This is a genomic window from Halopseudomonas pelagia, assembly GCF_009497895.1.
GTDB classification, from domain to species: Bacteria; Pseudomonadota; Gammaproteobacteria; order Pseudomonadales; family Pseudomonadaceae; genus Halopseudomonas; species Halopseudomonas pelagia_A.
The window spans coordinates 997,099-1,016,981 of record NZ_CP033116.1; the positions used below are offsets into that span (position 1 = coordinate 997,099).

The 19,883-nt window shown below is 59.1% G+C and carries 18 protein-coding genes; 7 read left to right on the forward strand and 11 right to left on the reverse strand.

Going from position 1 to position 19,883, the window contains the following annotated elements; all coding sequences use genetic code 11:
- Positions 1 to 30: 30 nt before the first annotated feature.
- Positions 31 to 726, reverse strand: coding sequence for a pseudouridine synthase (locus EAO82_RS04760; protein WP_096347895.1), 696 nt, complete (start codon positions 724 to 726; stop codon positions 31 to 33).
- A gap of 163 nt (positions 727 to 889) precedes the next feature.
- Here EAO82_RS04760 and rhlP point away from each other — a divergent pair, with 163 nt between their 5' ends.
- Together rhlP and EAO82_RS04770 are read left to right on the forward strand one after the other, a co-directional pair.
- Positions 890 to 1,660 (forward strand): rhombotarget lipoprotein, encoded by a 771-nt coding sequence (gene rhlP / locus EAO82_RS04765; RefSeq protein WP_096347896.1) that lies wholly within the window; start codon positions 890 to 892, stop codon positions 1,658 to 1,660.
- 63 nt (positions 1,661 to 1,723) lie between these two features.
- On the forward strand, positions 1,724 to 2,869 hold the full coding sequence (locus EAO82_RS04770) for a GGDEF domain-containing protein (RefSeq protein ID WP_143520376.1): 1,146 nt from the start codon (positions 1,724 to 1,726) through the stop codon (positions 2,867 to 2,869).
- 5 nt (positions 2,870 to 2,874) lie between these two features.
- Here the strand turns inward: EAO82_RS04770 and EAO82_RS04775 are convergent, their stop codons facing one another.
- From EAO82_RS04775 to EAO82_RS04790, 4 genes are all read right to left on the reverse strand, one after another.
- Positions 2,875 to 3,900, reverse strand: coding sequence for a hypothetical protein (locus EAO82_RS04775; RefSeq protein ID WP_096347898.1), 1,026 nt, complete (start codon positions 3,898 to 3,900; stop codon positions 2,875 to 2,877).
- 69 nt (positions 3,901 to 3,969) lie between these two features.
- Positions 3,970 to 5,889: an acetyl-CoA hydrolase/transferase C-terminal domain-containing protein gene (locus EAO82_RS04780; protein ID WP_096347899.1), complete on the reverse strand. Its 1,920-nt coding sequence runs from the start codon at positions 5,887 to 5,889 to the stop codon at positions 3,970 to 3,972.
- Between the two features lie 196 nt (positions 5,890 to 6,085).
- Positions 6,086 to 8,233 (reverse strand): 3-hydroxyacyl-CoA dehydrogenase NAD-binding domain-containing protein, encoded by a 2,148-nt coding sequence (locus EAO82_RS04785; protein WP_096347900.1) that lies wholly within the window; start codon positions 8,231 to 8,233, stop codon positions 6,086 to 6,088.
- Positions 8,234 to 8,243: 10 nt separating this feature from the next.
- Positions 8,244 to 9,554 (reverse strand): acetyl-CoA C-acetyltransferase, encoded by a 1,311-nt coding sequence (locus EAO82_RS04790; protein WP_096347901.1) that lies wholly within the window; start codon positions 9,552 to 9,554, stop codon positions 8,244 to 8,246.
- A 185-nt stretch (positions 9,555 to 9,739) separates the two neighbouring features.
- Between EAO82_RS04790 and EAO82_RS04795 the strand changes: the two genes are divergently transcribed.
- The 5 genes from EAO82_RS04795 (at position 9,740) to EAO82_RS04815 (ending at position 12,434) form a co-directional block, all read left to right on the forward strand.
- Entirely contained in the window at positions 9,740 to 10,162 is a 423-nt protein-coding gene (locus EAO82_RS04795; RefSeq protein ID WP_096347902.1) for a CBS domain-containing protein, read from the forward strand.
- A 241-nt stretch (positions 10,163 to 10,403) separates the two neighbouring features.
- The gene (locus tag EAO82_RS04800; RefSeq protein WP_231703283.1) at positions 10,404 to 10,775 is read left to right on the forward strand and encodes a DUF1622 domain-containing protein; all 372 of its coding nucleotides are present in this window, start codon (positions 10,404 to 10,406) and stop codon (positions 10,773 to 10,775) included.
- A gap of 92 nt (positions 10,776 to 10,867) precedes the next feature.
- Positions 10,868 to 11,545 carry an MOSC domain-containing protein gene (locus EAO82_RS04805; protein ID WP_096347903.1) on the forward strand — a complete coding sequence of 226 codons (678 nt, stop codon included), beginning with the start codon at positions 10,868 to 10,870 and terminating at the stop codon, positions 11,543 to 11,545.
- A 4-nt stretch (positions 11,546 to 11,549) separates the two neighbouring features.
- Positions 11,550 to 11,969, forward strand: coding sequence for a DUF2784 domain-containing protein (locus tag EAO82_RS04810; protein WP_096347904.1), 420 nt, complete (start codon positions 11,550 to 11,552; stop codon positions 11,967 to 11,969).
- A 21-nt stretch (positions 11,970 to 11,990) separates the two neighbouring features.
- Positions 11,991 to 12,434 (forward strand): lysozyme inhibitor LprI family protein, encoded by a 444-nt coding sequence (locus tag EAO82_RS04815; protein ID WP_174958706.1) that lies wholly within the window; start codon positions 11,991 to 11,993, stop codon positions 12,432 to 12,434.
- Between the two features lie 25 nt (positions 12,435 to 12,459).
- On the opposite strand, the gene EAO82_RS04820 is transcribed toward EAO82_RS04815, so the two are convergent.
- The 6 genes from EAO82_RS04820 to EAO82_RS04845 all read right to left on the reverse strand — a co-directional run bounded on the left by EAO82_RS04820 (position 12,460) and on the right by EAO82_RS04845 (position 19,538).
- Positions 12,460 to 13,641 carry an acetyl-CoA C-acetyltransferase gene (locus EAO82_RS04820; protein ID WP_096347906.1) on the reverse strand — a complete coding sequence of 394 codons (1,182 nt, stop codon included), beginning with the start codon at positions 13,639 to 13,641 and terminating at the stop codon, positions 12,460 to 12,462.
- Positions 13,642 to 13,710: 69 nt separating this feature from the next.
- On the reverse strand, positions 13,711 to 15,651 hold the full coding sequence (gene acs, locus EAO82_RS04825; RefSeq protein ID WP_096347907.1) for an acetate--CoA ligase: 1,941 nt from the start codon (positions 15,649 to 15,651) through the stop codon (positions 13,711 to 13,713).
- 178 nt (positions 15,652 to 15,829) lie between these two features.
- Complete coding sequence (panC, locus tag EAO82_RS04830) at positions 15,830 to 16,681, reverse strand: pantoate--beta-alanine ligase (RefSeq protein WP_096347908.1); 852 nt, start codon at positions 16,679 to 16,681, stop codon at positions 15,830 to 15,832.
- Positions 16,682 to 16,685: 4 nt separating this feature from the next.
- Positions 16,686 to 17,480, reverse strand: a complete 795-nt coding sequence (panB, locus tag EAO82_RS04835; RefSeq protein WP_096347909.1) for a 3-methyl-2-oxobutanoate hydroxymethyltransferase — start codon at positions 17,478 to 17,480, stop codon at positions 16,686 to 16,688.
- A 175-nt stretch (positions 17,481 to 17,655) separates the two neighbouring features.
- Positions 17,656 to 18,159: a 2-amino-4-hydroxy-6-hydroxymethyldihydropteridine diphosphokinase gene (gene folK, locus EAO82_RS04840; protein WP_096347910.1), complete on the reverse strand. Its 504-nt coding sequence runs from the start codon at positions 18,157 to 18,159 to the stop codon at positions 17,656 to 17,658.
- Positions 18,156 to 19,538 carry a polynucleotide adenylyltransferase PcnB gene (locus tag EAO82_RS04845; RefSeq protein ID WP_096347911.1) on the reverse strand — a complete coding sequence of 461 codons (1,383 nt, stop codon included), beginning with the start codon at positions 19,536 to 19,538 and terminating at the stop codon, positions 18,156 to 18,158. The genes folK and EAO82_RS04845 overlap by 4 nt, the downstream gene beginning before the upstream one ends.
- Positions 19,539 to 19,883 lie beyond the last annotated feature (345 nt).

Genomic DNA, 19,883 nt, shown 5'->3' on the forward strand with positions numbered 1-19,883 from the left:
AAAGCGCAGAGTGGAACTGCAGAGCCTGTTTCAGCCTACAGAATCAATTTCTGCCTGATTCAACGGTCTGAAAGCACCGGGCAGCAGAGCAGGGTCCAGCACGATGCTGCCCATGCTCTCGCGGTGCAGACTGAGCACACGATTGCCGACGGCGTGGAACATGCGTTTGACCTGATGGTAGCGACCTTCATAGATGGTCAGTCGCGCCTCGCATGGTCCCAGCTGTGCTAGTTGGGCGGGGGAGGTAGTCAGGCCTTCAAAGGTGAAATAGATACCCTGGGCAAAGCGCTCCGGCGTGTCGGCTGAGATAGGTTCTGCGGTAGTTACCCGGTAAATCTTGGGGATCTTGATCTGCGGTGCGGTCAGACGTCGTGACCAGAGGCCATCGTTGGTCAGGATCAGCAGGCCGGAACTGCCCCGGTCCAGGCGCCCACCAATGTGCAGTAGCGGGCGCAGTGGTTCTGGCAGCAGTTCCATCACCGTGGTGTGCAACGGATCGCTGGTGGCGCTCAAATAGCCTACGGGTTTATGCAGCATCAGGTAATGCGCGGTAGTAAGTGCTTTGATCAGTGTGCCGTCCAGGCTCACCATCATGAAGCGATCTATTTCCATGCGCGCATCGCGCACCACTTCTGAATTGACCTGCACCCGCCCGTCGGCGATCAGCAGGCGGGCGCTGCGCGCGCTATATTGGCTGTGGTTGCTGATCAGGCGGTCGAGTCTCATGGGCGCGATTATAGCGGTATAAAGACGGTCAGCGTTCTGGCCTTTGTTCCGCTGCGCAGTGTCCTAATGCCGCAGAGTGTTCTAATATTGTTGAAGGTATGTGCAGCGATGTTTATAAACCACGTTGTATAGCGATACCTTCTAACCATGCAAGGATGCACTGATGTCACGTTCACGGAAGATTGGCCGCCGGTGTCTGCTGGTGGTATCAATATGTATTGCCCTTGGCGGCTGCGCAATGGGCGGCTCCGAGCATCGCAGCAGTAGTGTGGTGTCTTATCTTTACCCTAACCAGAATCAACCTGAAGCTGCCCGCGCGGACACCGATCCGTTGCTGCCGATGCGTATAGGGCTGGGCTTCGTGCCCGAGCAGGGCCTGAGCCATCAAGCATTGACCGAGCGCGATAAGGCCAGTTTGAAAGCCACTGTCGCGGACTATCTCCAACAGCAATCCTTTGTTCGCCAGGTAACGCTGGTACCTTCCGCCTATCTCAGGCCGGGCGGCAGTTTTGGCAACCTCGACCAGCTGCGAAAGATGTATGACATCGACATCATGCTGCTGCTGTCCTACGACCGCGCTCAGTTCGTTGGCGCCGAACCGGCATCGATTACCTACTGGACACTCGATGGCGCCCAACTGATCAGTGGCGCGAGGAACGATACCTATACGCTGCTGGACGCCGCGGTGTATGACATTGCCAAGCGGAGAATGCTGTTCCGCGCGCCAGGCTCCAGCCTGATTCAGCCGCAGCCTGACAACTTGACCCTGGCCGAGCAGGTTCGGCAGGACAGTCTGCTTGGTTTTGCCCAGGCCAGCTCCGACTTGATGAGCAATCTGCGTCAGCAATTGACCCTGTTTCGAGCTCAGTTGGAGCGTCCCGCGGGGCACAGCACAAAAGCGGATAATCCAGTTAGCCACCGTTCTGCGCATTAGCGGTCGGCAACCGGTCCTCGCTGCTCTATAGTCGGCATAATAAAAACAGCTTCGAGATTGCGAGTGATTACATTTCTGAGTGAACTCTGGTCTATCGGTGCCCAGAACAAACACACGTCACTACGCCGGCAAATTGCCCTTAGCAATCAGATAGGCATGCTCGGCGCTGTGGCTACATTGCCGTATCAGGTGTTTTACCTGATCTACGACATCGGCTTTTATTGGGCGGTTTTCAGCGCCAACCTGGTGTTCATTACCGCCTATCTGTCGGTCGTGATTTGCAACGCTGTGGGACGTCATTCGCTGGCGCGGGATCTTGCGCTGAGCGTGGCCTGCACGCAAGTCTTCGTGGTGACCTTGCTGATCAGTTCGGCAGCGGGAGTGCAGCTGTTCTACTTCTCTGTGGGCGCCTTTCTGGCACTGATTTACAGCAATATGAATTCGCGGCGGTTCTGGTTGCAGTCAGCAGGGATCGGCGCCTTGTTCATTATCAGCCAGTTTCTGTTTACTCCAGCTCGCGCGTTAACGCCGGTGCCGTCACCCTTTGTCGACATCATGTTCGGTGGCAGTGTGCTGGGTGTGCTGGCGTTGTCTGCGGTGATCTCTTATCTGTATCGCCGGGAGATCGAGCAGGCCGAACTTGAGCTGAAGCTGAACAACCGCAAGCTGACTACCCTCAGCGTCACCGACACGCTCACCGGGTTGGCCAACCGTCGCAAGCTGGATGAGACACTCCTGCGCGAATGGGAACGCACGCGCCGCAACGGTCTACCGCTGTCGTTTATCATGTGCGATGTGGACCACTTCAAGATCTACAATGACAACCTGGGTCACCAGGCCGGGGATGTCTGCTTGCAGCAGGCCGCCAGCATCCTGCAGGAAGCACTGGTGCGCCCCGGCGATCTGGTAGCCCGCTATGGCGGCGAAGAGTTCGCCATTGTGCTGCCTGATACTAATGCCGTGGGTGCGCACCAGGTAGCGGAAACCCTGCGCCAGGCCGTCGGCGCCATGCGCATCCCGCATGTACCGGAGGAAGGGGTGGCCTTTCTCAGCGTCAGCCTTGGCGTTACCACGGTGGAAAGGCCTGGGCCCGATGAGCTGCCGGAGATACTATTGAAAAAGGCTGACGAGGCGCTGTACATGGCCAAGGCGAACGGCCGGGATCAGGTGGTGTATCTGGCGTTAACCGATCAGCCGCTACACGCCTGAACCGTTCAGCGTCTGAAGTTGACGTAGCGCCGGTGCGGATTGCCGCCCCGCCAGATAAAACCCTCGAAGTAGTAATGCACGAAGGTGATTGTCAGCATTAGGATGGTTACCGCCGAATACTCATGGTAGCTGGTGAGCAGGAAGGCGATGCCGATCGACGCCAGCGGCAGCAGTACCACTGGCGATAAGCGGGTAAAGGCAGTCAATCGATAGAGACTGTTGACCTGCTGCTGTTTGTTGCGATTGCGGTCATGGGTAACGTAGACCATGTAGGCGGTCACATCGTGAATCACCCGCGGGATCAGAATCACGAACAGCGTATAGCCGATCTCATTGATCAGCAGTGCTGAGAGCAACAACGCGACATTGCCCCACAGATACCAGACGCCGATCCGATGCCGGGAGGTCGGCGTCAGCCGTACCGCCAGCACCACCAAAGCGGCACAAATACAGGTGGTGGCGTAGGTCAGCGCATCGTACAGCTCGATACCAAAAATATTCAGATTGCCGATGTATTGCTCGCCATAGACATTGATATAGATCGCGAACCCGGCCAGCACCGATAGCCACTTCCAGCTTTTGAACGCGCGACTGGGCGGCGTTGCCATCATCATCAGCGTCAGACCCAGCTGTTGAGCCAGCACGTGGTAGATGGTGTAGAACGCGAGAAAAATAAACAACAGGTTATAGCTCAAGGGCTGCGGGCCGAGAATGCCGGCGCTGGCGACGCCAGCAAAGATCAGGGTAGGCCAGAGCAAGGTGCTGCGATAGTGGGCGAGGTACTCGCGGTCGGCCATGGTCACCAGGCTGGCGACGATGTGCGGCAGGCCGAAGATCACGGTCCAGAACGGCCAATGTTCAGGCTGATCCGGAATGTACTGGCGCAGAGCCTGGCCATTGAAAATCCAGGCATCGGTAATCACCAGCAGTACGGATACCGGAATAATCGCATAGAGCGCCAGCAGCCAGCGGCAGTCAATTACATGCAGCAGCTGTTCCTGCACGGGCAGTGCTTGTTCTTGAGCGGACATAAGGCAAAACACTTCGGCGGAGAATGGTGGGTGTCCGCCGAGTTAAGCATAGGAAGATCGGCCTACCCATCACCCGTCTGGGGCATCTGGCGCTGACTGTGATCTGGCGCTGCTGGCCAAAGCGCCAATCAGTAGCGCGCGATAGAGCTGCTCCTTGATCCCGGTCGGCTTGGCCAATTGCATGCGCTCCAGGCTGGCGATGTCGGCTGCGCTGAGCCGGTAGCCGATACCCTTCGCGACCATACGCAGCATACCCAGGGTGCTGCCGGCGAGCGGCGCAAGGATTGATAGACCGACCGCCAGGTGTTCCTCGGCGGCGGTCATGCCGCTGCCCAGCGGAAAGCTCGGCAACTGTCCGGCGTTGAATGCAGGCTGCAGGGCTTTGGCGATACGTTCAGGTGTGTTCTGACGGTAAGGCAGCGGGATCTGATAATCCGCGGCGATTTTGCCGGCCTTCTTGGCCTGGGCCAATAGCGCGGGTTGAAAGGCTGAATCGCAGATATTGAGCATGGCGGCGATCACCTCGGCATCACTCTTGTCACGCAGATCCGCCATGCCGTATTCGGTAATCACGATGTCGCGCAGGTGCCGGGGAATGGTGGTGTGCGGGTATTCCCAGCAAATGTTTGACAGGGTTTTGCCCTTACGGGTGCGGGTCGCCTCCAGGGTGATAATCGAGCGTGCGTCTTCCAGCGCAAAAGCCTGGGCAATGAAATTGTACTGACCGCCGACGCCGCTGATGACCTGATTATTCGCCAAACCGTCGGACACCACTGCGCCGCCCAAGGTAACCATGATCGCGCTGTTGACGAAACGTGCGCCGCTGCGCGCCTGGCGCTTTTGAGCTTCGTCACCGTACAGCTGATTGGTGAAAGACACCGGCATCATCGCAATCTTGTCGCGCAGGGTGGCGGGCATCTCGGCCAGGCGTTGATGGAATAGGGGGCTGCCGATAAAAAATCCAGCATGAACAACGGCGCCGTCCACTTCACGCTTCATGATGCCGCTGTCGATCAACTTGAGAAAACCTTCAACCAGCATTTCGGTCACCCCGTAAAGCCCCTGGTCAAAGGGCGCGAGGTGCAGCTCCCGAGGTGCTTCGCGCGGGCCATCCAGCGCCGCTGCCAGTTGCTGGAACAGCGCATTGTGCTGGTGGCGGAGCAGCAGGCTATGGGTGATGGCATCACCGATCGAACCGATGCCGATTTGCAGGCTGCCGGCATCCGGGATCAAGCGCGCCACTTGCAGCCCGATGGCATAGTCATTCAGCCCGGCAGGTTTGTTCGGCGGGGAGAACAGCGGGAACTGCACCGCCTCGCCGTGCAGTATGTAATCGAAATCGCTGGCGGGCCGGTCCGCATCACCGCGCATAAAGGGCAAGGCGGTATTCACCTGTCCAACGCTGATGATCGGCATTTCGCCGCTGCGCCTGCGGTCCAGTAGGTCGGCACTGATATCCGGGTTGCAACTCAGGCTGTAGCGCTGCGTTGCACTAAAAGCCGCGCCATCTGACTCGGCTTCCAGCGGGCTGACCAACTGCAGAATCAGATTAACCCCTTGGCGAATCAGGGTGTCCAGCGCGTGGGTATAGTTCAGCGAAGTATAGGCCTGTTGCGCCAGGGGGACGCCCAGCCATTGACCCGGCTGCAGAAAGAAATCCACCACGCGAATATTGTCGGGCAATTCTCCGCTGCGCACGGCCTGGGCATATTCCAGAGCCGGATAATCATCGAACAGCCGCTGCGATAATGGCCCAAGGAATCGCGCCTGGATCTCGCTGCCGGCTCGGGGCTTTTCCAGGGTCAGGGCGGTAAAGATGGTCAGCGAAATGGACGCGTCTTCCCGTGCCCGGCGATACAGACTGTTGATCAGATGATTGGCTTTGCCCAGGCCCAGTGGCAGGCCCACCACGACGCGTTTGTCGAGGCGATCGAGCAATACGTCGATCAGGGGTTCGCAATCCGTGAACAAGGTGGGGCTGGTCGACATGAAGGCCTCAGTAGGGAGTGAATGCTAATGCTCGCTGTATTGGAACACAGGCGGCGGGGCTAGTGGAGAGGGAGTAAGTTGGTACTGATGGCAAAGACGGCACACACTAGCGCCGCTGGCCGGACTTTTCAGGTTCCGGCTCAGCTGGTTCGGTGGTTCTGCTGGGTAGTGCGACAGAGCAGGGCAGCAGAGTAGTTTAATCCTGCGTGCTCGGCTCCAGTAATCCCTCACTCCAGCCGGGGTCGGGAGCAAAACGCTCGCCGTGGTCTTCCTGCAGATCATGCAGACGCTTGATTATCTCGCTCACTCCCCGCTGTTGTGCGTAATGCAGCGGCCCGCCAGTAAAAGGCGCAAAGCCGGTGGCAAAGATCATTGCGCCATCGAGTAGCTCGGCATCGGCGATCACTTCTTCTCGCAGGCAGGCCATACAAGCGTTAAGCATCGGCAGGATCAGGCGGTCCAGGGTGTCCGTGGGGGCCGGTTTGCGCGGGTTGCGTTTTTTCGGTTTGCCCTCGGTCCAGGTATACAGGCCCTTGCCGGTCTTGCGCCCCAGATGGCCTTTTTCCACTTTGCTGCGCAGCCATTCCGGCGTTTCAGGCTGATGAGGATTGACGCGTTCACGGAGCATGTCGGCCACATCAATGCAGACATCCAGGCCGACCTGATCAGCCAGCTCAATCGGGCCCATGGGCATGCCGAAGTCGATCGCCACCTTGTCGATGGCTTCAGCGGGCACGCCTTCATCCAGCAGGCAGATGGCTTCGACCAGATAGGGCGTCAGCGCACGGTTAACCAAAAAACCCGGGGCGCTGGCCACCGGTACCGGCAGCTTGCCGATCTGGTCGACGAACTGGCGGGCCCGGCGGAAGATGGTGGCATTGATCACTGAATGGTTGACCACTTCGACCAGTTGCATCTTGGCCACGGGATTGAAGAAATGAATGCCGACCAGGCGCGTCGGGTCCGACAGCTCGCCGCGAAGGTCCTCGAGCAATATGCTCGAGGTATTGGTAGCGAGGATCGCGCCGGGCTTCAGGCGCGGTTCAATCGCGGTATGGATTTTCAACTTCAACTCGAGATCTTCGGGCACGGCTTCCAGTACCAGATCAGCTTGTTCAACGCCGCTGTTGTCCGGGTCCGGGATCAGCCGGTCGAGCACGTCGCGTGTTTCCGCACTGGACAGGTGTTTGCTCTCGCATAGCTTTGCCGCGTTGCCAATAGCTTTGGCAATCGATTCCGGGCGGGTGTCATGCAGGCTGACGCGTAACCCTTGTAGCGCGCACCAACCGGCAATGTCGCCACCCATGGCGCCGGCACCGATTACGTGCAGGTGTTTGATCGCATCACTGGAAAGGCTTTTCGACTTGCCCTGTTCCTTTAGTTTCTCGCGCAGAAAAAATACCCGCACCAGATTGCGCGAGGTCTGGGTATTCAACAGCTTGGCAAAAGACAGCAATTCGGCGTGGATCATACTGCCGGGATTGCCCGCATGCTTTTCCCATAGGCTGATCAGCGCTTCTGGTGCCGGGTAATGCTGCGGTGGCGCCTGTTTGGCGGCCTCGGCGCGCATGCGCCGACCAACCAGCTGACGCACCCAGGCATACAGGAAGGGCTGCGCGCGCCAGTCGCTGCGGCGCCGATGCACTTTACCCTTGATCGCATCTTCCAGTGCGCCAGCCAGGTGGCGTTCTTCCACCAGGCGATCAATCAGCCCCAGGCTCAGCGCTTTGCGGTCGTAGGTATTCTTGCCGGTGAGCATCATCTGCATCGCGTCCAGCGGCGGAATCAGTGCCGGCAGTCGCGCGGTACCGCCGAGCCCCGGATGCAGGCCGAGGAGGATCTCCGGCAGGCCAAAGCTGGCGCCGTGGATCGCCAGACGATAGTCGCAGCACAGCGCCAGTTCGAGCCCGCCGCCCAGTGCGGCGCCGTGAATCACGGCGATGGTCGGACAGGGCAGGTCGGCCAATTGCTGGATGAGGATATGCGCGTCGCTGAGCTTGTTGATCACATCGCGTTCATTGTGTAGCTGGCGGAATTCGCTGATATCCGCGCCCACGCAGAAGCTGCCGGGTTTGGCCGAACGGATGACCAGCGCCCGTGGCATTGCGTCCTGCAGGCTTTCGATGACCTCGCCGAGTTCGCGCAATACCTCTTCGGAGAGTACGTTGGCGCTGGCGCCGGCTTTGTCCAAGAGCAACCAGGCAACATCGCTGGCATCACGGGCCAGGTGCCAATTATTCCAGCGTTTGTGGATGGCCGAGCGGTGCAACAATTGGGTGGCATTAATAAATGGTCCGAGCTCCATATGACGATCTTTCAATGCGCTGTAGACGGGTCCTGTCATGGTCGAGCTCCTAAACGGTTTCGATCAGCATGGCGCCAGCCTGGCCGCCACCGATGCATTCAGTGGCGATACCGCGCTTGAGGCCGTTGCGATGCAGCGCGTTGATCAGATGCAATACGATGCGATTGCCGCTGGCGGCCACCGGGTGGCCGAGGCTGATACCACCACCGTCGATATTCAGGCGCTTGTGATCGATGCGCCCCAGAGGTCGCTCCAGACCCAGGACCCGGCGGCTGAAATCGGCATCATCCCAGGCTGCCTGGCACGCCAATACCTGAGCGGCAAAGGCTTCGTTCAATTCCCACAGATCGATATCCTGCATGCTGTATTGGTGGCGCTTGAGCAAGGCGCTGCCGGCAAGTACCGGGCCCAGTCCCATGATCTCCGGATCCAGCGCCGCCCAGTGACTGTCGACGATTACCGCGCGGGGTTTGAGGTTGTATTTCAGCACTGCCTGCTCGGAGGCGAGAATGACCCAGGAGGCGCCATCGGTAATCTGTGAGCTGTTGCCGGCAGTGACTTTGCCATAAGGGCGCTCGAATACCGGCTTGAGTTTGCCCAGTGCTTCCAGGCTGTTGTCCGGGCGCACGCCGTCGTCGGCCTTGAGGATCTTGCCCTGCGGCGTGATCGCGGCGACCACTTCGTCATCCAGCCAACCCTGTTCTTGCGCGTGAGCGAGGCGCTGGTGGCTGCTCAGCGCGTATTCGTCAGCGCGCTCGCGGCTGATATTGAACAAATGGGCGAGCACTTCCGCCGTCTGGCCCATGTTCAGTTCGACTATCGGATCAGTGAGGCCCTTGACCAGACCCACTTCGGGTTTGAGAAATCCCGGACGGAACCGCAGCATTGCCCCGAGCTTGGCCGGCAGATTGCTTGCGTTCTGCGTTTGCGAAAACCATTTCACCGCCGGTTGCGAAAACAGCAGCGGTGAGTGGCTCAGCGCTTCGGTGCCCCCGGCGAGGATCAGGTCGGAATTGCCATTGCGGATGTATTGCGCGGCCGTGTCGATTGACTGCATGCCCGAGCCGCAATTGATCTGTACGGTATAGGCTGGCATGGCTTCGCCCATGCCCAGGCGCAGAGCGGCAACGCGCGCGGGGTTCATCTCTTCAGCTACCACATTCACGCAGCCGAGAATCACCTGATCAAAATCCTGCGGCGAGAAGGGCTGGCGCAGCAGCAGCGGGCGTCCACATTGCACGGCCAGGTCCACCGGAGTAAAAGGCCCGCGACGACCTGCTGCTTTCAAAAAGGGCGTACGAGCGCCGTCGATAACATAAACGGGCTGTCCCGCTGCGGGCGGCTGAGACTCAGTAGCCATCGTGGATTTCCTTTTTCACTGTCATTTTCATTTACCTCAGGCTGCGTGCAGCCTCGCAAGTTCCCTGATGCAGTGGCCCGGCATACCGTTGGGCAAGTGAGTGCAACTTTTCAAAACACCCCATGTCACGGTACTGAGTGGCTATCTTCAGGGTAGCCGTACTATTCACAAGCAGGAGACATCCCATGCAAGTAAAAGACATGATGACAAGCAAGCCCGAATACATTGATGTGAACGCCAGCATTCGTGAAGTGGTTATTCGCATGCAGGAGCAGGACCGCGGGTTCACTCCTGTAGCTGAAGGTGATCGTATTGTGGGTGTAGTCACCGACCGCGATATTGCGATGCGCAGCATGGTTGATGGCAAGATGCCGGATGACAAGATCAATACGGTAATGAGCAGCAAAGTACTCTACTGCTTCGAGAACGACGATATCAAAGACGTGCTGCAGAACATGTCGCAGAACAAAGTCCAGCGGCTGATTGTGTTGAATAATGAAAAGAATAAGGATTTTGCCGGCGTCATTACGCTGAGCGATGTCGCCGAACATTGCAAGGACGGCGATCTGGCTCAACGAGTGGTGAACTGTTGCCGCCATTACCATTGATAATTCATGAACCCAGTAAGACCCCGTCTGGTTGCAGTTTTGCTGCCTGACGGGTTGGTCCGTCATTCTTGTGCGTAACAGGCATTGCAGCGCGCCACCTCCGTACTTTTCAACTGCCGTTGATAGCCCGGCAGGGCAATTCCTCCCGGCTCTCAACTCTGATGACGGGACCCGTAGCCGGGTGAATGGTGGGGTGATATAAACATGTACGCACCGAGGTAACGCTGCTCAGGGAGGCAATGTGGGGAGTTGGGTTGTTCAGGTAGCCGAATGGACGGTGGCCTTAACCGAGTTGATCGGCTTGGCCATCATTGCCTTCACCGCAGTTTATTCAATTGCGGTAGCGGCTTTACATGGCGCCAAAGGCTATGACGCCGCGGGCATCTTTCGTGAGGTGCGTCAGCGCCTGGGCCGCGGGATATTGCTCGGGCTGGAGTTTTTGATAGCGGCAGATATCATCCTCACGGTGGCTGTGGATCTGACCTTCGAATCCGTAGGGGTATTGGCGTTAATTGTACTGGTCCGTACCTTCCTGAGTTTCACCCTGGAGGTCGAGCTGACCGGTAGCTGGCCCTGGCAGCGCAGCAGTCAGGAAAAACCAGAACAGGACTGAAAGTGCTTGCCTTGAGCGCTGCCTCGCGTTCAGCATGGGTTAATTCCGCAGCTCGATCTGCATTTGACCCATGCCGCCGCGCAGGTACTTTCATGCTCAGTTCACCACCCCGGATTTTATCCATCAACGCCGCACGTCGGCGCAGCATCGCTGTGGGCGCGAAATCGCAGCAAACCGGACTGTTCAAGGAACCTTTGGCGGGGCCGGTAATGATCGATGCCAATGGGCTGCCTGGCGATGAGATCATCAACAGACGTTTCCATGGCGGCCCGGATCAGGCGGTTTATCTGTATAGCCAGCAGGATATCGACTGGTGGGCGGAGCAGCTGCAGCGCGAAATCGGTCCCGGCTTTTTTGGCGAGAATCTGACCATCAGCCACTGGTGGTCAGAGGTGCGTGTTGGTGATCGCCTGCAAGTCGGCGATCTACTGATGGAAGTGACTGCGCCGCGGGTACCCTGTGCGGTGATGGCCGCACGGGTGGGCAACCCGGCTTTCGTCAAACAGTTTATCAAGGCTTGCCGCGGCGGTGCCTATGTTCGGGTGCTGCACGCCGGGCCTTTGAGTGTCGGTGACAGCCTGGACGTTGCGCGGGTCCAGGTCGAACATCCAACGGTCGACGAGATTTTCCGCTATTGGCACGGCAAGACGCCTAACGCCGATTTCCTCCGCCGCACGCTGGCCGCGCCGATAGCGATCATCCTGCGCGAAGCCCTGGAAAAGCGATTGCCGGAAGCCGAGGCCGCTACCGGACAGTTGCCCGGTCTCTGAGAACATGGCCACCGAGACGCTCTACCATTGGCTGGCAAATGCGGTGCTGGCCCTGCATTTGAGCCTGGTGGCGTTTGTGGTGTTAGGTCTGCTGCTGGTGCTCGTCGGCAACCTGCGCCATTGGCGCTGGGTCAATAATGTCTGGTTCAGGCTGGCGCATCTGGCGACTATCGGCGTAGTGGTAGCCCAGGCCTGGTTGGGTGTTATCTGCCCGCTGACCACCCTGGAGATGTGGCTGCGCAGTCAGGCAGGAACGGCGGTTTACGCGGGCAGCTTTATCCAGTACTGGTTTCAGCAATTATTGTATTACGACGCGCCGGACTGGCTCTTTATCCTGGCCTACAGTGTTTTTGCACTATTGGTGGTGGGGAGTTGGTGGGTGTTCCCGCCACGTTGGCGGCGTTCGGTGTCAGCCGAGCGTTGAATGGATTATGGGGGAAGGATTGTGAACCAATTACGACATCTACCAGCCTGGCTAACGCTGGCCTGTCTGCCACTGGCCGCGTGCGCGGCGCCGGAGCCAGCGAAGGTTGATTGCGCCGAAGCGATCAGTACGTTGGAAATCAATCAGTGCGCCCAGGCCGAGGTGCAGCAGGCGGAACAGCAACTGGAAGACTATCTGAGTGCGGCGCGGCAACGTTATGCGCAGGACTCGGAGGCGCTGACTGCACTGCAGACCGCGCAGCAGAGCTGGAGCCAGTTCCGCCAGGAGCATTGCGCTGCGGTCTATAGCTTATGGCGTGAGGGCAGCATTCGCGGGCTGATGCATAACCAGTGCATGCTGCAACAGACCCGCCAGCGCACGCATGACGTTTGGCAGGTCTATCTGACCTCTATGGATAACAGCACCCCGGTGCTGCCTGAGCCTGCCGTTGAGGCTGCCGAGTAGCACAGGGGATGGACTTTCAATGCCATTAGTCGCGCTCTAGGGCCAAGGCGACACCCTGGCCGCCGCCGATACACAGTGTGGCCAGACCTTTCTTCGCATCGCGGCGGAGCATTTCGTGCAGCAGGGTCACCAGTACCCGGCAGCCGGAGGCGCCGATGGGGTGGCCCAGCGCAATAGCGCCGCCGTTGACGTTGACCTTGTCAGCATCCCACTTCAGTTCCTTGCCGACCGCCAGCGCCTGGGCAGCAAAGGCTTCGTTGGCTTCGATCAGGTCCAGGTCGTCAATCTGCCAGCCAGCTTTGGTCAAACAGCGCTGGGTCGCAGACACCGGCGCTATGCCCATGATCGCCGGGTCTACACCCGCATTGGCATAAGCCGCGATTTTTGCCAGCACCGGCAGGCCCAGTTCTTTGGCCTTCTCTGCGCTCATCAACATCACCGCTGCCGCACCGTCATTCAGGCCGGAAGCATTGCCAGCGGTGACACTGCCATCCTTTTTGAACGCACTGCGCAGCCGGCTAAGGGTTTCGGTGGTGGTGCCGGCGCGCGGTTGTTCGTCTTTGTCGACCAGCAGGGCGTCACCCTTGCGCTGTGCCACATTGACCGGGGTGATTTCGGCGTCGAAATAGCCGGCTTCCTGGGCGGCAACGGCTTTCTGCTGGGACGCAGCAGAGAAGGCATCCTGTTCTTCGCGGCTGATCTGATATTTATCCACCAGATTCTCGGCGGTAATACCCATATGGTAATCGTTGAACGCATCCCAGAGCCCGTCGTGGATCATGCTGTCGATCAGCGTACCGTGGCCCATGCGCTGACCTTTACGTGACGTGGGCAGTAGGTGTGGAGACAGACTCATGGACTCCTGACCACCGGCGATGATGATCTCGGCATCGCCACAGCGAATTGCCTGGGCTCCGAGGTGCAAGGCCTTGAGGCCGGAGCCGCAGACTTTGTTCAGATTCAGAGCTGGAACGGAAAAGGGCAGGCCACCGTGGATGGCTGCCTGGCGTGCGGGGTTCTGACCACAGCCGGCCGTCAGCACCTGGCCGAGGATGACTTCATCTACGCTGGCGGGGTCGATCCCGGTCTTTTCCAGCAAAGCGCGGATAACCGTGGCGCCCAGTTGGTGGGCGGGCACGTTGGCGAACTGCCCGGAAAAACTGCCGATGGCGGTGCGGGTGGCGGCAACGATCACTACGTCATGCATGAAAAAACCCTCTGTGCAGTTCCCAAAAGGAAACAGCATAGAGGGCTCGTCAGGTCAGAACAAGTTGTCTCAGGCGCGATTCAATCGGTTTGCCACCAGCTCATCGACTACCGCTGGGTCAGCGAGTGTCGAGGTATCGCCGAGGGTATCCAGTTCATCGCACGCGATCTTGCGCAAAACCCGGCGCATGATCTTGCCTGAACGAGTCTTCGGCAGGCCCGGCGTCCACTGCACGAAATCAGGCTTGGCGAAGGAGCCGACCTGTTCGGCGACGAAAGCCTTGAGCTCTTTGACCAGTTCATCGCTCGGGGTAATGCCGCGCATTGGCATCACGTAGGCGTAAATGCACTGGCCTTTGATGTCGTGCGGGCAACCCACCACAGCCGCCTCCGCCACGGAATCGTGCAGCACCAGAGCGCTTTCCACTTCGGCAGTGCCGATGCGGTGACCGGAGACGTTCAGCACATCGTCGACTCGGCCGGTGATCCAGTAATAACCGTCCTCATCACGCCGCGCACCGTCGCCAGTGAAATACACTCCCTTGTAGGCGCTGAAGTAGGTATCGATCAGCCGTTGATGATCGCCGTACACGGTGCGGATCTGGCTCGGCCAGGAACGCTTGATGATCAGGTTGCCGCTGGCCACGCCTTCCAGCTCGTTGCCTTCGGGGTCAACCAGGGCCGGCTCCACGCCAAAGAACGGGCGGGTGGCCGAGCCTGGCTTGAGATCGGTAGCGCCGGGTAAAGGCGTGATCATGATTGCACCGGTTTCGGTCTGCCACCAGGTATCGACGATAGGGCAACGCATCTCACCCACTACGTGGTAATACCATTCCCAGGCTTCCGGATTGATCGGCTCGCCGACGCTGCCGAGCAGGCGCAGGCTGGCGCGCGACGTTTTGGTCACCAGTTCGTTGCCCTGAGCCATCAGCGCGCGGATCGCAGTCGGCGCGGTGTAGAAGATATTGACCTTGTGCTTGTCGACAATATCCCAGCAGCGGGAGGCGTCGGGGTAGGTAGGCACACCTTCAAACATCAGTGTGGTGGCGCCGTTGCACAGCGGACCATAAACGATATAGGAGTGACCGGTAATCCAGCCGACATCGGCGGTACACCAGTAAACTTCGCCGTCGTGGTAGTCGAATACATAGTGGTGGGTCATGGCCGAGCCGAGCAGATAGCCGCCAGTGGTGTGCAACACGCCCTTGGGCTTGCCGGTCGAGCCGGAGGTATACAGAATGAACAGTGGATCTTCACTGTCCATGATCTCGGGCGGGCAATCAGTGCTCACCGCGGCGCAGGCCTCGTGATACCAGATATCCCGATGTTCGTGCCATTCCACATCGCCGCCGGTGCGCTTGACGGTGACCACGGTATGCACGTTGGGGCACTCTTTCAGCGCCTTTTCCACGTTCTGTTTCAGCGGTACACGCTTACCGCCGCGCACGCCTTCGTCAGCGGTAATCACCGCTTGGCAATCCGAATCATTGATACGGTCACGCAACGCGTCGGGCGAGAAGCCGCCAAAAACCACGGAATGCACTGCGCCGATGCGTGAACAGGCGAGCATCGCATAGGCTGCTTCGGGAATCATTGGCATGTACAGACAGACGCGGTCGCCTTTCTTCACGCCGCGGGCGCGCAGCACATTGGCCAGACGGCAAACATGCTCGTGCAGCTCACGATAGCTGATGTTCTTGGAGTCGCTGGGCTCGTCACCTTCCCAGATAATCGCGGTCTGATCGCCGCGCTTGTCGAGATGGCGGTCGATACAGTTGACGCTGACGTTCAGCTTGCCGTCAATAAACCAGGCCGCTTCGCCCTTGCTCATATCGCTCTCGTGCACCTTGCTCCAGGGCTTGTCCCAAGTCAGGAAGCGTTCAGCCTGCTCGACCCAGAAGGTGTCGGGCTCATCGATCGATTGCTTATAAAGCTTGTGGTATCCCGCTTCATCGAGGTGCGAGTCGACGCGCGCGGCGTCTGATACCTTGTGGTTTTCGATCTTGTACATGGGAAAGGGTCCTCTTGTTTTTGTCGGCATGGCCTGAATATGTCTGCATCAAGCGTCGATCAATATGCCGGGCAATTCAACCCTTCTTTGGTCTGATAGGCGCGCAAGCGCCTGCCCACCGGGCGTTTTTCAACGCACGGCGGGGTAGGGGCAAGGAGAGCTGGAGAGGGGGGAAGCGCTACTTCAATTCGAAATGCAGATTGTCGATCAGGCGCGTCTTGCCCACATACGCCGCCGCAAGGGCAACCATGTCGGTGGTCTGGGCGTTAACCGGTTCGAGGCTGATAGCGTCGCGCAGGTCCAGGTAGTCGGCGCGCAGGCCCTGGGTTTCCAGCTGTTGGCGGGCGCGCTCGATCAGCGCGGGATAATCGCGCTGGCCGCTCTGGATTTCACTGGCGATGGATTGCAGGGTTTTATACAGCTGCGGTGCCAGTTGCCGTTCGGCTTCGCTCAGATAACCGTTGCGTGAGGACAGCGCCAGGCCGTCTTCAGCGCGCACCGTTGGCTCGCCCATGATCTGCACCGGCAAGCACAGGTCCTGAGCCATCTTGCGGATCACGGCCAACTGTTGAAAGTCCTTCTGACCGAACACCGCCAGATCCGGCTGGACGATATTCAGCAGTTTGCTGACCACGGTGGCTACCCCTTCGAAATGCCCAGGACGGCTGGCGCCGCACAGGCCTTCGGAGACGACCGGGACGCTGATCCGGGTATGTCCGTCCATGCCGCGGGGGTACATTTCCTTGACGTTGGGTGCGAACACCAGATGCGCGCCCGCGTCGAGCAACTTGCGCTGGTCGGCTTCCAGCGTGCGCGGGTAGCTCTCCAGATCTTCACCCGCGGCAAACTGCAACGGGTTGACGAAAATGCTCACCACCACGAAATCGGTACGCTGCCGGGCCTTCTCCACCAGGGTGATATGGCCGGCATGCAAGTTGCCCATGGTGGGCACCAGACCGATGCGCTTACCATCCTGGCGGGCACGACTCAGGGCTGCGCGCAATTGCGCAATGCTGTGCAGGGTGTTCATCTGTTCAGAACTCGTTTTCGGCTGCGGGAAACTCTACACGCTTGACGGCATCGACATAGGCGCGCAGGGCGGCTGGAACATCCTGCTGATCCAGCATGAAGTTTTTCACGAAACGGGGCTGACGGTGGCCGCGAGTCAGGCCGAGCATGTCGTGTATGACCAGCACCTGGCCGTCGGTGCCACTGCCAGCGCCAATGCCGATAACCGGCACAGATACCGCTTGGGTGATCGCGTTGGCCAGCGTGCTGGGCACGCACTCCAGCAACAGCATGCTGGCACCGGCGGCTTCCAGGGCTTTGGCATCATCCAGCATGGCCTGGGCCTGGGCGTCCAGCCGGCCCTGAACCTTGTAGCCGCCGAGCAGATTGACCGCCTGTGGCGTGAGGCCCATGTGCGCGCATACGGGCACGCCATTATTGGCCAGGGTACGAATGGTTTCAGCTAGCCAGCCAGCGCCTTCAAGCTTGACCATATGTGCGCCAGCCTGCATCAGGGCAGCGCCGCTGCGCAGCGCCTGCTCGACGGTGGCATAGGACATGAACGGCAGGTCGGCCATGATAAAGGCGCTGCTGTTCCCGCGCTTTACCGCCCGGGTGTGGTAAGCCATATCTTCCACGCTGACCGGCAGGGTGCTGTCGTGCCCCTGCAGCACCATCCCCAGTGAGTCGCCCACCAGTATGACTTCCACTCCGGCTTCATTGACCAGTTTTGTGAAGGTAGCATCGTAGGCGGTCAGACAGGTGATTTTTTCGCCGTTCTGCTTGAGCTTGTTCAGCGTTGTCAGGGTTACGTCAGGCATGGCAGATTCCACTGGTGCGGCCTCTTCGAGGCGTCGTGAATGTAGGGTGCGGCCGGATTGCGTCACAGCGCAAATCTATCGGGGCGCTGATCAGCTCACTGATGCGGCTCAGGGTTCCATCCACCTGGTGGTGAGTATAGTCCTGATGCCCTGGTGTCGGGTTGCGAGTCATCTTTTACCCTTGTGCGCGCTGGTCGGCAAGGGGTTGCAAGCCTTCGGCAGGGCAATTTGCCAGCCAGGTCTGCAATGCGCTGCCATCGGGGAGAATCAGGTCCGGTTCCAGCTCCGCCAGAGGGTAGAGTACAAAGGCGCGGGCATGCATATGGTAATGCGGGACTTGCAGCCGCTCGACGCGGATCTGCTGGTCGCCATACAGCAATATATCCAGATCCAGAGTGCGCGGCCCCCAGCGTTCAGCCTTGCGTTGCCGGCCTTGCTCCAGCTCGATGCGCTGCAGCTCGTCCAGTAGCGCCAAGGCTGGCAGGCCGGTCGTCAGCAGCGCTACAGCATTGATATAGCCTGGTTGGTCCTGTGGACCCATGGGCGCGCTGCTGTACAGCCTGGAGCAGGCTGCAAGCCGAGTTTGCGGCAACGCCGCGAGGGCAGCGCAGGCACGCCGGATCTGCTCGGCTGGCTCAGCTTGATTGCTGCCCAGGCCGATGTAGCATCGCACGCTCATGAGTCGGCGGCAGTCCTGGGCTTGCGTTTGCGCTTGTTGCGCGAGCGCTTGGGGCCGGTGGCCTTGTCACCCAGTTCGGCGATCATCTTGCGTCGCTGGTCTTCACCGACTTCCTGATAGCGCGTCCACCAGCGGCCCAGCCCTTCGGTATCTTCGCCTGCACTTTCGCGCAGTAGCAGGAAATCGTAAGCGGCACGAAAGCGTGGATGCTCAAGCAACTGATCGGCGCGTCGGCCACTGCGTCTTTCCAGACGCGGCTGCATATCCCATATCTCGCGCAGGGGCACACTGAAACGCTTGGGAATGGCGATGTGCTGACATTGCTCGGTAATCAGATCCTGCGCTGCCTGCTGTTGGGCAGGTATGGTCGGCACGCCCTGATCTTCCAGGGCCTTGATGCGTGGCGCCAGAGCCGGCCACAGCAATGCGGCAAACAAAAACGCGGGGGTCACCGGTCGGCCTTCACGGATGCGATCATCGGTATTGGCCAACGCCTGACGAATAAGTGCCAGGCTATAATCGGGGTTCTGCTCGATGGCTTCCTCGGTGGCCGGAAACAGCGGCTCGAACAGATAGTAATAGTGCAACAGGTCGAAGGTTTTAACCCCCTGGCCGCTCATTAACAGCTTCAGCGATTCATCGAACAGACGTGCGGCGGGGATATCGAACAGCAGATCGGCCATGTCCGGTATCGGTGCGGCGGAGTGCTGCTCTATCTCGAAGTCCAGCTTGGCGGCAAAGCGCACGGCACGCAGCATGCGCACAGGGTCTTCCTGATAGCGTTGTTGCGGATCGCCGATCAAGCGAATTTGCCGCTCACGGATGTCATGCATGCCATTGGCGTAGTCGTGGATGTGCCCGCTAGTGACGTCGTAATACAAGGCATTGATGGTGAAGTCGCGGCGCTGGGCGTCGTCCTCGAAGCTGCCGTAGACGTTGTCGCGTAGCAGCCGGCCGGATTCGCTTTGGCGGGATTTTTCATCGCCCTGGGCCAGACCGGTTTCGGCGTCGTCAGCATGGCTGGCGCGGAAGGTCGCCACCTCGATGATTTCGCGCCCGAAGTGCACGTGAACCAGCTTGAAGCGACGGCCGATCAGCCGCGCGTTGCGGAAGGTTGCGCGTACCTGCTCCGGCGTAGCACTGGTAGCCACGTCGAAATCCTTCGGCGTCATATCCAGTAGCGAGTCGCGCACACAGCCGCCCACAACGAAAGCCTGGTAACCCGCCTGCTGCAGGCGTTCGACCACGTTCACAGCATTTTTGCTGATGCGCTCTCGGCGCAGATTATGTTGGCTGGCGGGAATAACCGAAGGCGTCGTGCGCCTGTGGGCCGCGCGGCCGAAGGGGGTAGGGAGTTTTTTCAACAGCTTGCGAATCATAGGGTCAGGCTTTCCACCGGCTTATCCAGTCGCACGTTTTTGCGCTGAAAGTAGCATTAATGTCAGGGAAAAATCACTGAAGAGCATATCGCTGGAAGCAGCGTTTGTGCCTATGGCAGCCGATTGCCTGACTTGAATGAAGGGCATTCTAGCCTGATTGGCGCGGAAATTGAATTATAAGCGAATATCAGCGTGCGAGATCGGCAGCGGACTATCGTCAGGGATGCTTAGTTGGAGGTGCTGCAGGGAAGTACGAAAGAAAAACGAGGGCAAAACAAAATAAAGCTCAAGGGGAGTAGATCACTCCCCCTAATAGATTTCTTATTTTTATTATTACGAGCATTT

Bases quoted from the DNA above. Each gene is read 5' to 3' on its own strand.
- EAO82_RS04760 (WP_096347895.1), bottom strand. From the start codon at position 726: ATGAGACTCGACCGCCTGATCAGCAACCACAGCCAATATAGCGCGCGC.
- rhlP (WP_096347896.1), top strand. From the start codon at position 890: ATGTCACGTTCACGGAAGATTGGCCGCCGGTGTCTGCTGGTGGTATCA.
- EAO82_RS04775 (WP_096347898.1), bottom strand. From the start codon at position 3,900: ATGTCCGCTCAAGAACAAGCACTGCCCGTGCAGGAACAGCTGCTGCAT.
- EAO82_RS04780 (WP_096347899.1), bottom strand. From the start codon at position 5,889: ATGTCGACCAGCCCCACCTTGTTCACGGATTGCGAACCCCTGATCGAC.
- EAO82_RS04785 (WP_096347900.1), bottom strand. From the start codon at position 8,233: ATGACAGGACCCGTCTACAGCGCATTGAAAGATCGTCATATGGAGCTC.
- EAO82_RS04790 (WP_096347901.1), bottom strand. From the start codon at position 9,554: ATGGCTACTGAGTCTCAGCCGCCCGCAGCGGGACAGCCCGTTTATGTT.
- EAO82_RS04795 (WP_096347902.1), top strand. From the start codon at position 9,740: ATGCAAGTAAAAGACATGATGACAAGCAAGCCCGAATACATTGATGTG.
- EAO82_RS04805 (WP_096347903.1), top strand. From the start codon at position 10,868: ATGCTCAGTTCACCACCCCGGATTTTATCCATCAACGCCGCACGTCGG.
- EAO82_RS04810 (WP_096347904.1), top strand. From the start codon at position 11,550: ATGGCCACCGAGACGCTCTACCATTGGCTGGCAAATGCGGTGCTGGCC.
- EAO82_RS04820 (WP_096347906.1), bottom strand. From the start codon at position 13,641: ATGCATGACGTAGTGATCGTTGCCGCCACCCGCACCGCCATCGGCAGT.
- acs (WP_096347907.1), bottom strand. From the start codon at position 15,651: ATGTACAAGATCGAAAACCACAAGGTATCAGACGCCGCGCGCGTCGAC.
- panC (WP_096347908.1), bottom strand. From the start codon at position 16,681: ATGAACACCCTGCACAGCATTGCGCAATTGCGCGCAGCCCTGAGTCGT.
- panB (WP_096347909.1), bottom strand. From the start codon at position 17,480: ATGCCTGACGTAACCCTGACAACGCTGAACAAGCTCAAGCAGAACGGC.
- folK (WP_096347910.1), bottom strand. From the start codon at position 18,159: ATGAGCGTGCGATGCTACATCGGCCTGGGCAGCAATCAAGCTGAGCCA.
- EAO82_RS04845 (WP_096347911.1), bottom strand. From the start codon at position 19,538: ATGATTCGCAAGCTGTTGAAAAAACTCCCTACCCCCTTCGGCCGCGCG.